The organism is Streptomyces sp. HUAS MS02, from assembly GCF_055702265.1.
The window spans coordinates 1210087-1222760 of the sequence record NZ_CM146747.1 but is presented as its reverse complement, the minus strand read 5'-3'; the positions used below and the strand labels follow the sequence as shown (position 1 = coordinate 1222760).

Genomic DNA, 12674 nt, shown 5'->3' with positions numbered 1-12674 from the left:
TGGTCGCGCAGCTCCCCGCGCCCCTGAGGGCCTGCGGCCCCGGGGCGCGCTCGCCCGTCGCGTCTCGGCGCCGGTAAGCGCCTCCCCGTCCCGCTCAGAGAGGGGTGAGGTGCCCAGGTGACGGGGAGCCCGGGCGGCGGGGCAGCAGTGAAGGTTCCGTCGGGGCCCGGGGCTCCAGGGCGAGGACGGCCGCCACCGGGTGGTCGTCCTCCGCCGGAGTGGGACCAGGGAGCCGGGCCGGGTCCATCGGCCGCGTCCCGGCCTCCGGTGTCGCCCGGGTCAGCAGCACCACACCCCGCGCCGCCACCACGGCCCCCGCCACCGCGAGCAGCGCCCCCGCCGCCCCGCCCCGCAGGCTCTCCCCGAGGAGGGAGAGGCCGATCACGGCGGCGGCCAGCGGGTTCGACAGGGTCACGACCGCGAGTGGCGCACCCAGACCCCCTCGGTACGCCGTCTGGGAGAGCAGCAGCCCGCCCACGGCGAACGCGGCGACCAGCAGGGCCACCACGACGACCTCCACATCGAGGAGGGTCCCCGAGCGGTCCGTCGCGGCGACCGTGACGGTCTGGGTGAGCGCGGAGGCGACACCCGAGGCCATGCCGGAGGCGCCGGCGTGGCGCAGTCCGGGCCTGGCGCCGGGCCGGGAGAGCAGGCCGACCAGGGCGACGGCAGCGCCTGCCACGGCGACCGCCTCCGGCAGACTCAGCACGTCGTCCGGGGCGGGCCCGGACGCGACGACCAGGATCGCGGCGAGACCGGCCAGCGTGAGCGCGGTACCGCGCCACTCCGCCCGGGTGACCCGGCGTCCGGCCACCCGCGCGCCCAGCGGCACCGCGGCCACGAGCGTGAGCGCGCCCAGCGGCTGCACGACCGTGAGGGGGCCGTACTTGAGGGCGACGACGTGCAGCAGCGCGGCGCCCGCGTTCAGTGCGACCGAGCTCCACCAGGCACCGCTGGCGAGCATCCGCCGTACCCCGGAGTCGGCGCTGCGCGCGGCGAGCCGCTCCTGGGCCACGGCGGCGGCCGCGTAGGCGACGGCGGAGACCAGGGACAGGGCGACGGCGACGAGGGTGGCGTTCATCGTCCCGCTCCGACCAGGACGGGCTCCTCGGCCGGGACGAGGGCCCCGGAGCGCTGCCCGGCGGTGGCGGCCGTGCGGTGCGGAAGCTGGATCACGGCGAGGACGGCGGCCAGCAGGACACCGGCGACGATCGCGTCGAGCCAGTAGTGGTTCGCGGTGCCGACGATCACCACCAGGGTCACCAGCGGGTGCAGCAGCCACAGCCCGCGCAGGCGGGAGCGGGTCGCGGCGATAAGACCGACGGCGACCATCAGGGCCCAGCCGAAGTGCAGCGAGGGCATCGCGGCGAACTGGTTCGCCAGCGAGTCGGTCGCCGGCGTCGCCGAGTAGACCGTCGGCCCGTACACCTGTCCGGTGTCGATGAGGTGTGCGCCGTCCAGCATCCGCGGCGGGGCCAGCGGGAACGCGAGGTGCAGCAGCAGCGCGGCGGCGGTGAGCGCGGCGAGGACCCGGCGGGCCCAGACGTAGTGCCCGGGGCGCCGCAGGTACAGCCAGACCAGGAAGGCCGCGGTGGCGGGGAAGTGGACGGTCGCGTAGTAGACGTTCGCGATGTGGACGAGGTCGCCGTGCAGCAGCGCGGACTGCACGGAGCCCTCGCCCGGCAGTCCCAGGGCGCGCTCCCAGTCCCAGATGTCGTGGGCGTTGCGGAAGGCCTCGGCGGTGTGCCCGTTGGCCAGCAGCCGACCGAACTTGTAGACGAGGAAGAGCCCTGCGACGAGCAGGAACTCACGGACGAGGGGCGGCCGCGGTATCGCGGTTGCCGGCTCTTCCGCAGGCGCGGTGCGGCATTCCATCCCCGGCCCTTTCGCTGACGGCGCTCGCTGGCGCTGGTTCCTTCGGCGATCGATACGCCGTGGTACCGATACGTGCCGGTACCGATACGAGAGTGTACCGATACGGCACTGTACCGAAACGGTGGGGTATCGATACGGCACTGTACCGATACGAGGCCGTTCCGGTACAGTGGCGTTTCGACAGGCCTTTCGGCATGGGGACGACCGAAGGAGACACGAGTCATGACGTCGCAGGCAGCGGACGGGCCGGAGACGGCCGTCGCCTCGCGCCGCTCCAAGCTCACGCCCGAGCGCGAGCAGGAGTTCTTCGACGCTGTGCTCGAACAGATCCGTGAGTGCGGTTATGACTCGGTCACCATGGAGGGCGTCGCAGCGAGCACCCGGTGCAGCAAGTCGACCCTCTACCGGCAGTGGCGGACGAAACCGCAGTTCGTGGCGGCCGCGCTGCGCGCGCGCCGCAGTGTCCGTTTCGCGGGGATCGACACCGGCACCCTCGCCGGTGACCTGCGTGAGGTGGCCCGGCACGCCGGGGAGGGCTACGTTCTGGAGGGACGGCTCTTCCAGGCCCTCGGCCATGCCGTCGTTCAGGACGAGGAGCTCCAGGCGGCCCTGCGCGACGCGCTGGTGGAGCCGGAGATCGAAGCGCTCCGGGCGATGATCGCCCGCGGGGTGGCACGGGGCGAGGTCCCGGCCGACCACCCGGCGCTGGAGTTCGTCCCGGCGCAGATCTTCGGCGTCCTGCGGGCCCGGCCGGTCCTGGAGGGTCGGGACGCGGACGAGACGTACATCATCAAGTTCATGGAGGCGGCCGTGCTCCCGACGCTCGGCCTCGTATAGGGCTCAGGCCGCCGTCCGTGAACCGACCGGACGACGACCTGATCGCGCCGCACCGTGGGGACGGGGGCGGCGCGTAACCCCGGCCGGGTGGGGTTCCTCTGGAGCGGAGAGGAACCCCACCCGGCCGACTGTTCTCCGCCCCTGTTTTCCGCCGGGGCCGGACTGCGGCCGGTGGCTCACACGTCCTGGCCGCTGCCCCCGCCGATCGACGCCTTCTTGATGCCCTTGGTGATCTCGTCGATGACCGACTGCTCGGGTGCCTTGTCGCTCACGTCGATGCCGAAGCGGACGACGACGAGCCGCGAGGAGTCGGCGGGGGAGGGGAAGACGAGCGACTCGACATAGCCGTCGTCACCCTTGCCCGTGATCACCTTCCAGCGGACGTAGTAGCCCTTCTCGCCCGCCACGGTCACCGCCTTGGAGGCCAGCTCCTCGTGCGAGGTGATCTTCCCGTAGCCCTCGGTGCCGTAGGCGTCCTCGGCGGCCTGGGCGATGTCCTCCTTGGCGGCCGCCTCGGCCGTCGTGGCCTTCAGCTTCAGCAGCTCGGCGGGTGTCGAGTAGGCGCCGCCGCGCGTGCACGTCTTCGTGGGGTCGGCCGGGCAGTCGTACGACGCCTCGGTCGTCACCTGCGCGCCGACCTGCAACGGTGAGGTGACCCAGCCCTCGGGCACGGGGATGCTGATGCCGCTGGTCGTGTCGGTGGCGTACCCCTCCTCCTGCGGCGGCTGCCCCGACCTGTCCGGCGTCGGCGTCTGACCGCCGGATCCGCCGGAGCCGCCGGGTCCGCCCTGGCCGCCGGAGTTGCCGCCCGGTCCGCCGTCGTCGCCCCGGCCACCGTCCTGCCCGCCGGTTCCCTGGGACGTCGTACTGCCTTCGCTGCCACCGTCGTTGCTGGTCAGCGCGTACACGCCCACGCCGATGCTGGCCAGCACCGCGGCGGCCACGGCCACGGCTATCCCGGTACGCAGGCCGCGCCTGGGGGTGGGAGCCGGGGCCGGGTGGCCGGGGTATGCGGGGTATCCGGGGTGGCCCCCGGGCCCCTGCGGGTAGGGCCCGGCGCCCTGCGGGTAGGCCGGCGGACCGAACCCCGCGGCCGAACCGGCGGGGCGGATCTGGTCCGTCCACGCCTTGCCGTCCCACCAGCGCTCGGTGGCGGGCGCGTCACTTGTCTGGCCGGGGTCGGTGTACCAGCCGGGAGGAGTCACCTGCGTCATGGGGCAACCGTATGAGGCCGGAGTGAAAACCGGATGAGAGGGGCGGATATTCACGCGCCCGCCGCGGTTTCGGCGGAGGGCGTTCGGGGGGCGCTCGGGGGGCCGGCGGTCCAGCGGTCCGGCCGTTGGCGGCTCAGGTTGTCTCGACGACGAGTCGCGTCGGCCGTCGAGGGGCGTGGGGCGGAGCCGAATGCCCCCGCGGCGTCCCGTGCCCGAACTCGGCGTCGCGGCCCGGGCGGGGAAAGCCCCGGCGGCCCGGTGTGACCGACCCCAGGACGCTCGGGTGGCGGGCGCCCGTGCTCGGCGGCGCGGTGCCCGGCAGTCCGTGGACGGTGAGGAAGCCCAGCACGGCGAAGGCGTACGCCTCCTTCGCGTCCGCCGGGAGCCCCAACTCGTCCGATACCCGCAGCGGTACGCCCGCCAGCTCGACGCCCAGCATCCGCATCAGCGTCGGATTGCGTGTGCCGCCCCCCGACGCGATCACCTCCGTGGCCCCCACCGCGCGGGTCGCGTCGGCCACCGTCCGGGCGCTGAGCCGCGTAAGGGTGGCCGCGGCGTCCGCCGGGGACAGCTCCGCGAACCCGGCCAGCGCGGCGCGCAGATAACCGGCGTGGAAGAGCTCCTTGCCCGTCGTCTTCGGCGCGGGCAGCGCGTAGTACGGCTCGTCGAGCAGGCGTCGCAGCAGCGGCTGGTGGACGGTGCCGCGAGCGGCCAGGGCGCCGTCCACGTCGTACGGAAGCCGCCCGCCCGTGGACTCCCGCACGGCCGCGTCGAGCAGCGCGCTCGCGGGCCCGGTGTCGAAGGCGGTGCCGTCGGGTGCGGTCAGGTTGGCGATGCCGCCCAGGTTCAGGGCGACCGGGGTGCCGGGGCGACCGCGCAGCCACAGCAGGTCGACCAGGCTCACCAGGGGCGCGCCCTGGCCGCCGGCGGCGATGTCCCGGGCCCGGAAGTCGGCCACCACGGGCAGCCCCGTCGCCTCGGCGATCCACGCGGGTTGCCCGAGCTGCAGTGTGCCGAGCACGGTGGTCCCGGGCTCCGCCACCGCCCCCGCCGTGCCCGCGAGAGCGCCCCTCTCCCGCGCGCCCTCCCCGCCCTCCTCGCCACGCGCGACCCAGTGGTAGACCGTCTGCCCGTGGGACGCGATCAACTCAGCCTTTCCGTCACAGAGTTGCCGGTCGGCCTCGACCGCCACGGCCGCGAACGCCTGTCCGATGCGGGTGTCCAGCCGGCACACCTCGCCGACGGTGGTGGCGGCCGGGGGCAGCGCCCTGGCCAACGCGCCGTGGAGGCCGTCGTCGTACGCCCGGCTGATCCGCCCCAGCGGCCTGAGGACGAGCGTGTCGCCGTCGAGGTCGAGGTCCGCCGCCGCGGCGTCGACGGCGTCGTACGACGTCCCGGACATCAGTCCGATCACCCGCATAGCCACTCAACTCCCCTGTCCAGAAGTCGACTTACCGAGCGTCAGCAGCGCGACCGCGCTCACCGCGCAGGTCGCGGCCGCGTAGTACGCCGGGATGTCCACGCTGCCCGTCCGTTTGATCGTCTCCGTGATGATGAGGCCCGCGCAGCCCGAGAACACCGCATTGGACAGGGCGTAGGCGAGTCCCAGTCCGGTGTAGCGGACGCTCGTCGGGAACATCTCGGAGAGCATGGCCGGACCGGGCCCCGCCATCAGCCCGACGACCGCGCCCGCCGCGAAGACCGCGAGCCCCTTCGCCACGGTCGAAGTACCCGGGTTCTGGAGGAGGTTGAGCAGCGGCAGCGCCAGCACGGTCACGGACAGCGCGCCTGCGAGCATGACCGGCCGCCGGCCCACCCGGTCGCTGAGCCGGCCGGCCGGGAGGATCGTGGCCGCGAAGCCGAGATTGGCCGACACCGTGGCCAGCAGCGCCTGCCGGAAGGTGGCGTCCAGACTGTTCTGGAGGTAGGAGGGCAGCACGACCAGGAAGGTGTAGCCGGCCGCCGCCCAGCCCATGACGCGACCGGCACCGAGCGCGATGGCCCGGGCGGTCTCGCGGGCCGGCGGCCGGACCGGCGGCGTTCCCTCCTCGTTCTCCCGCCGGAAGGCCGGCGTCTCGTCCAGCCGCAACCGCAGCCACAGCGCGCCGAGGCCGAGCGGCAGGGTCGCCAGGAACGGCAGCCGCCACCCCCACGCCTCCAGTTCCGCGGGGGAGAGGACGGTGGCGAGGAACGCGGCGACCCCTGCCCCGCCGAGCAGCCCCAGCGCCACCGTGAACGACTGCCACGCCCCGTACAGTCCCCTCCTGCCGGTCGGCGCGAACTCCGTCAGCACCGACACCGCGCCGCCGAACTCCCCGCCCGCCGACAGTCCTTGGACCACCCGGAGCAGCGTCAGCAGCCAGGGGGCGGCCGCGCCGACGGTGTCGTACGTGGGGAGCGCGCCGATCAGCGTCGTCGCGACCGTCATCAGGACGATCACCAGCACCAGCACCGGGCGGCGGCCGACGCGGTCACCGAGTCTGCCGAACAGGGCGGCGCCCACCGGCCGGAAGAAGAACGCCAGCGCGAACGAGGCGTACGTCCGCACGAGTGCCTCGGCCTCGCCGCCGCCCTCCGGTGTGAAGAAGTGCGCCGCGATGATCGTCGCGAAGTACCCGTACACCCCGAACTCGTACCACTCGATGAAGTTCCCCACGGCCCCCGCGAACAGGGCCCTGCGAGACCCCCCGGCCCGCCCGGAACGGGGTCCTGGGCCGGGGTGGGGCGCGCTCATGCCGTCTCCTTCGCGGGGTGGGAACGGCCCGCCACCGAAAACCGGAAAATCCGCCTTCGATCACGGGAAGTTGACTGGCCATCATCTTCAACGCGCCAGGTGGGCGGCTGGATGCGTCGCCACCCGGCCGCCCGATGTCACCCGACACGGCCATAGGTACCCCGACCGGCCTCCACTTCGGCTGCCGGAGGGCTACGCTCAATGACCTGTGCATCGTTTTGGGCGACACGGGGAGGTAGCGGAATGACGGAGGCTCGGCCCGACGGGGCAGCCTCGGCTTCCCTGTGGGAGCGCGACGCGGAGATCGCCGCCGTCACGGAGGCGATCGACGAACTGTGCGTCGACAAGGCGTCCCCCGGCAGTGTGCTGGTCTTCACGGGTGAGGCGGGCGTCGGCAAGACCGCTCTGCTCACCGAGGCCCGCCGGATAGCCGAGGAGCGCGGCTGCCACGTCTGGTACGCACGCGGCGGCGAGACCGTCACCTCCGTTCCCTTCCACGTCGTACGGCAGTTGCTGCAGCCCGGACTGATGGGGCTGATGGAGGAGGAGACCCGCGAGTACCTGGGCGACTGGTACGACATCGCCGGACCCGCCCTCGGGCTGGCCGAGCCGGGCGAGGGCCAGGCGGACCCGCAGGGCGTGTGCGAGGGCCTCGTCGCCGCCGTGAACCGACTCGTGCGCCGTGCCTGGCCGCTCGTCCTGCTGATCGACGACATCCACTGGGCCGACCAGGAGACGCTGCACTGGCTGTCCGCCCTCGCCGACCGTCTGACCGAGATGTGCGTCCTGGTCGTGGTGGCCCGCCGTCCCGGCGAGGCCACCGGCGAACGCGCTCGCCACCTCAGCCGGATCGCCGCCAAGGCACGCCCCGTCGCCACACTCCACGCCCTCACCCCGAAGGCCACGGCGGGACTCACCCGTGCCACGGTCGGCCGGCACGCCGACGACCCGTTCTGCCGGGAGGTGTGGGCGGTCACCGGTGGCAACGCGTACAACACCGTCGAACTGCTCGCCAAGGTGAAGGACTGCGGACTGGAGCCGGTCGAGGATTCGGCCGGCGAACTGCGCGCCCTGAACCGCTCGGCGCGCGGCACCGGCCTTGTCGCCCGCCTCGAGGAACTGGGGGTCGAGGCCACGCGGTTCGCGTGGGCCGCGGCCATCCTCCACACCGGGATCACCGTCGACATCGTGGCCCGTCTCGCCAGCCTGCCCCGGGACTCGGCCGCGGAGTGCGCCGAGTTGCTGACCCAGGCCCGCATCCTCACCGAGCCGGATCCGGCCAACCGTCAGGCGGACGCCGGGGACCTGGAGTTCGTCCACCCGCTGATCGCCACCGCCGTCTACGACTCGATCCCGACGGGCATCCGCACCGCGTTCCACGGAGTCGCCGCGACGGCCGTGGCCGAATCCGGGCGCGGCGCCGCCGCGGCCTCCCGCCACCTCATCGAGGTGCACCCGGACGGCGAGGCCGAGCTGGTCGAGCAGTTGCGTGCCGCCGCGGCGGAACATCTGGCCGTGGGCGCCCCCGAGGCCGCCCGTCGCTGTCTGGAGCGTGCCCTGAAGGAGCCGCCGCAGCCGGACGTCCGGGTCCGCGTGCTCTACGAACTGGGCTGCGCCGGCCTCCTGACCTCGCCCTCCACCACGATCGAATACCTCCGCTCGGCACTCGCCGAGCCGGGCCTCGACAGCGCCGAGCGCGTGGACGCGGTCTTCCGCCTCTCCCAGGTGTTGCTCCACAACGACCAGTTGCACGAGGCCGTCCGTACGCTGGACGCGGAGATCGGCCGGCTGGAGCCCGGACCCTCCCGGATGCGGCTGCAGGCCGCGCGCTACATGTGGGAAGGCGTCCACGCCGGCGAGGAACTCCCACCGACCCATTCCCAGGAACTCGCCGCCCTCGCGGCGACCTGCACCGGCCGGGACAACTCCGAGCGCGCGCTGCTCATCCTCCGGGGCTTCGACGCGATGACACGGGGCGAGAACGCCGAGGAGGTGGTCGAGTTCTGCGACCGAGCCCTCGTCAACGGCCGCCTCGCGCCCGGACTCGGCTGGACCGACACCGAGTGGGGCATCGAACTGCTCCTGATGCTGGCCACCGCGTACGCCTACGCGGACCGCCTCGACCGGGCCGAGAGCCTGTACACCGAAGCCCTGCGCACCTACGAGTCCGCCGGCTGGAGCGGAGGCCACCTCGCGCTGGCCCACGCCTACGTCGGGCTCGGCCACCGCATGCGGGGCCGGCTCAGGGACGCCGAGGCCTCGCTGCGCCAGTCCCTCGTGCTCGCCGAGGGAGTCGGCCGCGGACTGCCCCTGTACTGGACCACCACCTGCAACCTCGTCGACACGCTGCTCGTGCGCGGCCACGTCGACGAGGCCTGGGCGATCGCCGAGCAGTACAACTTCGCGCCGCCGTACCCGTCCACCATCGTGCTGCCCGAACCGCGCTCCGTACGAGGGCGGTTGCTGATTGCCAAGGGGCGCATCAAGGAGGGCATCAACGAACTGGAGGCCGCTGAGAAGGCGACGGCGGCCCGGGGCCACCACAACCCCGTCTCCGCCACCTGGGGCAGCACCCTCGCACGGGCCCTCGCCACCGAGGACCCGCGCCGTGCCGCCGAACTCGCCGCGAGCGTCCGCCGCCGTGCCGAACGCTTCGGTACGGACACCGCCATCGGCGAGGCCCTGCGCCTGGAGGCGTCCCTCGCCACCGGCCGCACGGCCGCCTCCCTCTACGCCCAGGCGGTCACGTACCTGGCGGCCTCGCCCTCCGCCTACGAGCACGCCGCCGCCCGCGTCGAGTACGGCATCGCCACCCGCTCGGTCTCCGAACTCGACCGCGGCCTGACGCTCGCCGAGTCCTGCGGTGCCGACGGACTTGTCAGGCAGGCACGGGAGGAACTCGCCCTGCTCGGGTAGGGCGGGCGAGGTCCCGGCCGAGGCCCGGTCAGTCCTGCCCCTCCTCCTCCGCCAACACCCGCTGCGCCGCCGCGAACGCCGAGTTCGCCGCCGGGACGCCGCAGTAGACTGCAGACTGGAGGAGGACGGCGGCGATGTCCTCCGGGGTGAGGCCGTTGCGGCGGGCCGCGCGGATGTGCATGGACAGTTCGTCGTAGTGGCCGTGGGCGATCAGCGCGGTCAGTGTGATCATGCTGCGTTCGCGGCGGGACAGCGTCGGATCGGTCCAGATCTCTCCCCACGCGTAGCGGGAGATGAAATCCTGGAAACGGGCCGTGAAGGGTGTCTGCCGGGACTGGGCGCGGTCCACGTGCGCATCGCCGAGCACCTGGCGCCGCACCTCCATGCCGCGCCGCGCGTACCCGTCGAAGTGCCCGCGCAGCGCGGCCAGTACGGCCTCCGGCCGCTCCGCCGGGGCGAGATGCGACGCCCCCGCGATCTCGGTGAGCGTCGCCCCGGGCACCGCGTCCGCGATCTCCCGCAGGTGCGCGGGCGGCGTCGCCGGATCCTGCCGGCCGGCGACCAGGAGCGTGGGCGCGGTGATCCCGGCCAGCTCCTCGCGGATGTCGAACGCGGCGAGCGCGTCGCAGCACGCGGCATACGCCTCCGGGTCGGCCCGGCGGTGGTCCTCCACCAGCTCCGGCACGGTGAACCCGGGTGTGAACCACCGTGAGTCGGCCGTCTCCGCGAGCCCGGCCAGTCCCTGCCGCCCCTCCCGGCGCACCAGCTCCGCCCGCTCCCGCCACGGCTTGGCACCGTTGAAGTGGGCCGAGGAACAGAGCACGGCCAGGGAGGAGACCCGCTCCGGGTGGTGCGCCGCCAGCCACAGACCGACCGCACCGCCCAGGGACACCCCCGCGTACGCGAACCGTTCGACACCCAGCGCGTCCGCCAGGCCCAGCACCAGGGCGCCCAGGTCGGCCACCGTCGCCCCCGGCCCGATCAGCCCGGCGGAGGAGCCACCGTGCCCCGGCAGGTCCCAGCGGACAACCCGGTGCGTGATCGACAGCTCGGGCGCCACCTTGTCCCAGAGCCGGGTGGACGTGCCGAGGGAGGGGCCCAGCAGCAGAGGAGGAGCGGAGGTCGGGCCTTCCGCACGGTGGTTGAGCAGCTTGTCGGTCAACGTCGCTCCAGTGCACGGTCGGTGAGGGATCCGGCGGAGCCGGTGTAACGGGTGGGATCCGTGAGGTCCGCGAGGTCGAGGTCCTTCAACTCCGGCTCCTCGGCCAGGAGTTCGCCCAGCGAGCGGCCCTCCGCGTAGACCCGCTCGGCGGTCCGGGTCAGCAGTTCCTTGGCACGGGCCCGGCCCAGTACCGGCGCCAGCTCTGCGGCCAGCCGTTCCGAGACGATCAACCCGTGGGTGAGGTCCAGGTGCCGACGCATCGCGCCGGGGTTCACCCGCAGCCCCCGCGTGAGCTCCACCGCGTCCCGGGCGGCGCCCCCGACCAGCCGGAGCAGCTCGCGCAACGGCTCCCACTCCGCGTGCCACGCTCCGGCCGGCCGCTCGTCCTCGGCCGCCAGCGCCCCGTACAGCGTCGCCGCCAGGTGGGGCGCCCGCCGGGCCGCCGCCGCGATGAGCGTCGACCGTACCGGGTTCGCCTTGTGCGGCATCGCCGACGAACCGCCGCCGCTGCCCTCGGCGACCTCCGCGATCTCGGTACGGGCCAGGGCGAGCACATCCACCGCGAGCTTCCCCAGGGCGCCTGCGGTGAACGCCAGCGCTCCGGCCAGGTCCGCGATGGGGGTGCGCAGGGTGTGCCAGGGCAACTCGGGGGCGTGGAGGCCGAGTTCACGGGCGTAGGCGGCGGTCAGGGCCTGGGTGTCGGTCGCCCCGAAGACCGTGAACGCCGCCAAGGTGCCTGCCGCGCCCCCGAGTTGGGCCGGCAGCGTCGCCCGTACGACGGCAAGCCGGTCCCGGGCGTCGAGGAGCAGGGAACGCCAGCCCGCGGCCTTCAGGCCGAAGGTCGTGGGCACGGCGTGCTGGGTGAGGGTGCGGCCCGGCATCGCCGTGTCCCGGTGCGCGGCGGCGAGCGCGGCCAGCGCGGACTCCGTACGGCCGAGGTCGCCCAGGACCAGGTCGAGGGTGCGCGCGGCGACCAGCATCGTCGCCGTGTCCATGATGTCCTGGCTGGTGGCACCCCGGTGCACATACGGACCGTACTCCGGGCCGACCGCCTCGGTGAGGTCCGCCACCAGCGGGATCACCGGGTTGCCGCCGCCGCGCGCGCGTTCCGCGAGGGAGCGGACGTCGGGGGTCGCGGCGTCCGCCGCCGAGGTCACCGCGGGCCCGGCCGCGGCGGGGACCAGCCCCAGCGCGGCCTGGGCGCGGGTCAGCGCGGCCTCGGCGTCGAGCAGCGCCCGCAGATGAGCGGTGTCGCTCGTCGCGGCCGCGGCCGGGGAACCGGCCCACCCGGGGGAGAGCAGACCGGTGTCGGCGTCAGCAGAAGTCACTGGAACTCCAGGAAGACCGTTTCGCCTTCGCCCTGAAGGCGGATGTCGAAACGGTAGGTGCCGTTGCCCCGGTCCTCGGCGATCAGCGTGCCCCGGCGCGCCTCGTCCACACGGGACAGCAGCGGGTCCGCGGCCAGTGCGGCGTCGTCGCCCGGCAGGTAGATCCGGGTGAACAGGTGGACCAGCAGGCCCCGGGCGAAGACGCACACGCTGAGGTAGGGCGCGTTCCGCCCGCGCGCGCCGGGCCGCAGCGTACGCGCGGTCCAGTGACCGCTCGCGTCGGCCTGGACGCGGCCCCAGCCGGTGAACTCCACGCCGTTGCGGCCCAGGAAGCCGCCGCTCGCGGCGTCGCGGCGCATGGATCCGTCGACGCGGGGGACGTTGCCGTCCGGGTCGGGACCCCACAGCTCCAGGAAGGCGTCCGGCAGCGGGTTGCCCTCGCCGTCCAGGATGTGGCCCTGGAGGGAGATGGTGTCGGGGTGGCCGACGGGAGCGATGTCGTCGCCGCCGGGGAAGGGCAGGGCGTGGCCGTAGAAGGGCCCGACCGTGTGCGACGGGGTCGGGAGGACCGTCTCCGGGTGACTGGTGTCGATCTTCGTCATGGCAGG

10 protein-coding genes are annotated in these 12674 nt (G+C 73.8%); 2 read left to right on the top strand and 8 right to left on the bottom strand.

Annotated elements, in window-relative coordinates; all coding sequences use genetic code 11:
- Window positions 1-94: 94 nt before the first annotated feature.
- Together ACZ9QC_RS05190 and ACZ9QC_RS05185 are read right to left on the bottom strand one after the other, a co-directional pair.
- Window positions 95-1081 carry a DMT family transporter gene (locus ACZ9QC_RS05190; protein WP_472919042.1) on the bottom strand — a complete coding sequence of 329 codons (987 nt, stop codon included), beginning with the start codon at window positions 1079-1081 and terminating at the stop codon, window positions 95-97.
- Window positions 1078-1875 carry a phosphatase PAP2 family protein gene (locus ACZ9QC_RS05185; RefSeq protein WP_472919041.1) on the bottom strand — a complete coding sequence of 266 codons (798 nt, stop codon included), beginning with the start codon at window positions 1873-1875 and terminating at the stop codon, window positions 1078-1080. Before ACZ9QC_RS05185 ends, ACZ9QC_RS05190 begins: the two co-directional genes overlap by 4 nt.
- A 222-nt stretch (window positions 1876-2097) precedes the next feature.
- Between ACZ9QC_RS05185 and ACZ9QC_RS05180 the strand changes: the two genes are divergently transcribed.
- A complete protein-coding gene (locus ACZ9QC_RS05180; protein WP_472919040.1) occupies window positions 2098-2712 on the top strand; it encodes a TetR/AcrR family transcriptional regulator in 615 nt (204 codons plus the stop codon).
- A 176-nt stretch (window positions 2713-2888) separates the two neighbouring features.
- Here the strand turns inward: ACZ9QC_RS05180 and ACZ9QC_RS05175 are convergent, their stop codons facing one another.
- From ACZ9QC_RS05175 to ACZ9QC_RS05165, 3 genes are all read right to left on the bottom strand, one after another.
- Window positions 2889-3926 carry a DUF2510 domain-containing protein gene (locus tag ACZ9QC_RS05175; RefSeq protein ID WP_472919039.1) on the bottom strand — a complete coding sequence of 346 codons (1038 nt, stop codon included), beginning with the start codon at window positions 3924-3926 and terminating at the stop codon, window positions 2889-2891.
- Window positions 3927-4059: 133 nt separating this feature from the next.
- Window positions 4060-5346: an anhydro-N-acetylmuramic acid kinase gene (locus tag ACZ9QC_RS05170; RefSeq protein ID WP_472919038.1), complete on the bottom strand. Its 1287-nt coding sequence runs from the start codon at window positions 5344-5346 to the stop codon at window positions 4060-4062.
- 6 nt (window positions 5347-5352) lie between these two features.
- The gene (locus tag ACZ9QC_RS05165) at window positions 5353-6660 is read right to left on the bottom strand and encodes an MFS transporter (protein ID WP_472919037.1); all 1308 of its coding nucleotides are present in this window, start codon (window positions 6658-6660) and stop codon (window positions 5353-5355) included.
- Between the two features lie 243 nt (window positions 6661-6903).
- Between ACZ9QC_RS05165 and ACZ9QC_RS05160 the strand changes: the two genes are divergently transcribed.
- Window positions 6904-9576, top strand: coding sequence for an ATP-binding protein (locus tag ACZ9QC_RS05160; RefSeq protein WP_472919036.1), 2673 nt, complete (start codon window positions 6904-6906; stop codon window positions 9574-9576).
- Between the two features lie 28 nt (window positions 9577-9604).
- On the opposite strand, the gene pcaDC is transcribed toward ACZ9QC_RS05160, so the two are convergent.
- From pcaDC to pcaG, 3 genes are read right to left on the bottom strand one after another with little or no spacing between them, the layout of a single operon-like run.
- Window positions 9605-10738, bottom strand: a complete 1134-nt coding sequence (gene pcaDC / locus ACZ9QC_RS05155) for a bifunctional 3-oxoadipate enol-lactonase/4-carboxymuconolactone decarboxylase PcaDC (protein ID WP_472919035.1) — start codon at window positions 10736-10738, stop codon at window positions 9605-9607.
- Window positions 10735-12066, bottom strand: a complete 1332-nt coding sequence (pcaB, locus tag ACZ9QC_RS05150) for a 3-carboxy-cis,cis-muconate cycloisomerase (RefSeq protein WP_472919034.1) — start codon at window positions 12064-12066, stop codon at window positions 10735-10737. Before pcaB ends, pcaDC begins: the two co-directional genes overlap by 4 nt.
- Window positions 12063-12668 carry a protocatechuate 3,4-dioxygenase subunit alpha gene (gene pcaG / locus ACZ9QC_RS05145; RefSeq protein WP_472919033.1) on the bottom strand — a complete coding sequence of 202 codons (606 nt, stop codon included), beginning with the start codon at window positions 12666-12668 and terminating at the stop codon, window positions 12063-12065. Before pcaG ends, pcaB begins: the two co-directional genes overlap by 4 nt.
- Between the last annotated feature and the right edge of the window lie 6 nt (window positions 12669-12674).

Excerpts from the sequence above, each read along its gene's own strand:
- ACZ9QC_RS05180 (WP_472919040.1), top strand. The coding sequence starts at position 2,098 with ATGACGTCGCAGGCAGCGGACGGGCCGGAGACGGCCGTCGCCTCGCGC.
- pcaG (WP_472919033.1), bottom strand. The coding sequence starts at position 12,668 with ATGACGAAGATCGACACCAGTCACCCGGAGACGGTCCTCCCGACCCCG.
- ACZ9QC_RS05185 (WP_472919041.1), bottom strand. The coding sequence starts at position 1,875 with ATGGAATGCCGCACCGCGCCTGCGGAAGAGCCGGCAACCGCGATACCG.
- ACZ9QC_RS05190 (WP_472919042.1), bottom strand. The coding sequence starts at position 1,081 with ATGAACGCCACCCTCGTCGCCGTCGCCCTGTCCCTGGTCTCCGCCGTC.
- ACZ9QC_RS05170 (WP_472919038.1), bottom strand. The coding sequence starts at position 5,346 with ATGCGGGTGATCGGACTGATGTCCGGGACGTCGTACGACGCCGTCGAC.
- ACZ9QC_RS05175 (WP_472919039.1), bottom strand. The coding sequence starts at position 3,926 with ATGACGCAGGTGACTCCTCCCGGCTGGTACACCGACCCCGGCCAGACA.
- ACZ9QC_RS05160 (WP_472919036.1), top strand. The coding sequence starts at position 6,904 with ATGACGGAGGCTCGGCCCGACGGGGCAGCCTCGGCTTCCCTGTGGGAG.
- ACZ9QC_RS05165 (WP_472919037.1), bottom strand. The coding sequence starts at position 6,660 with ATGAGCGCGCCCCACCCCGGCCCAGGACCCCGTTCCGGGCGGGCCGGG.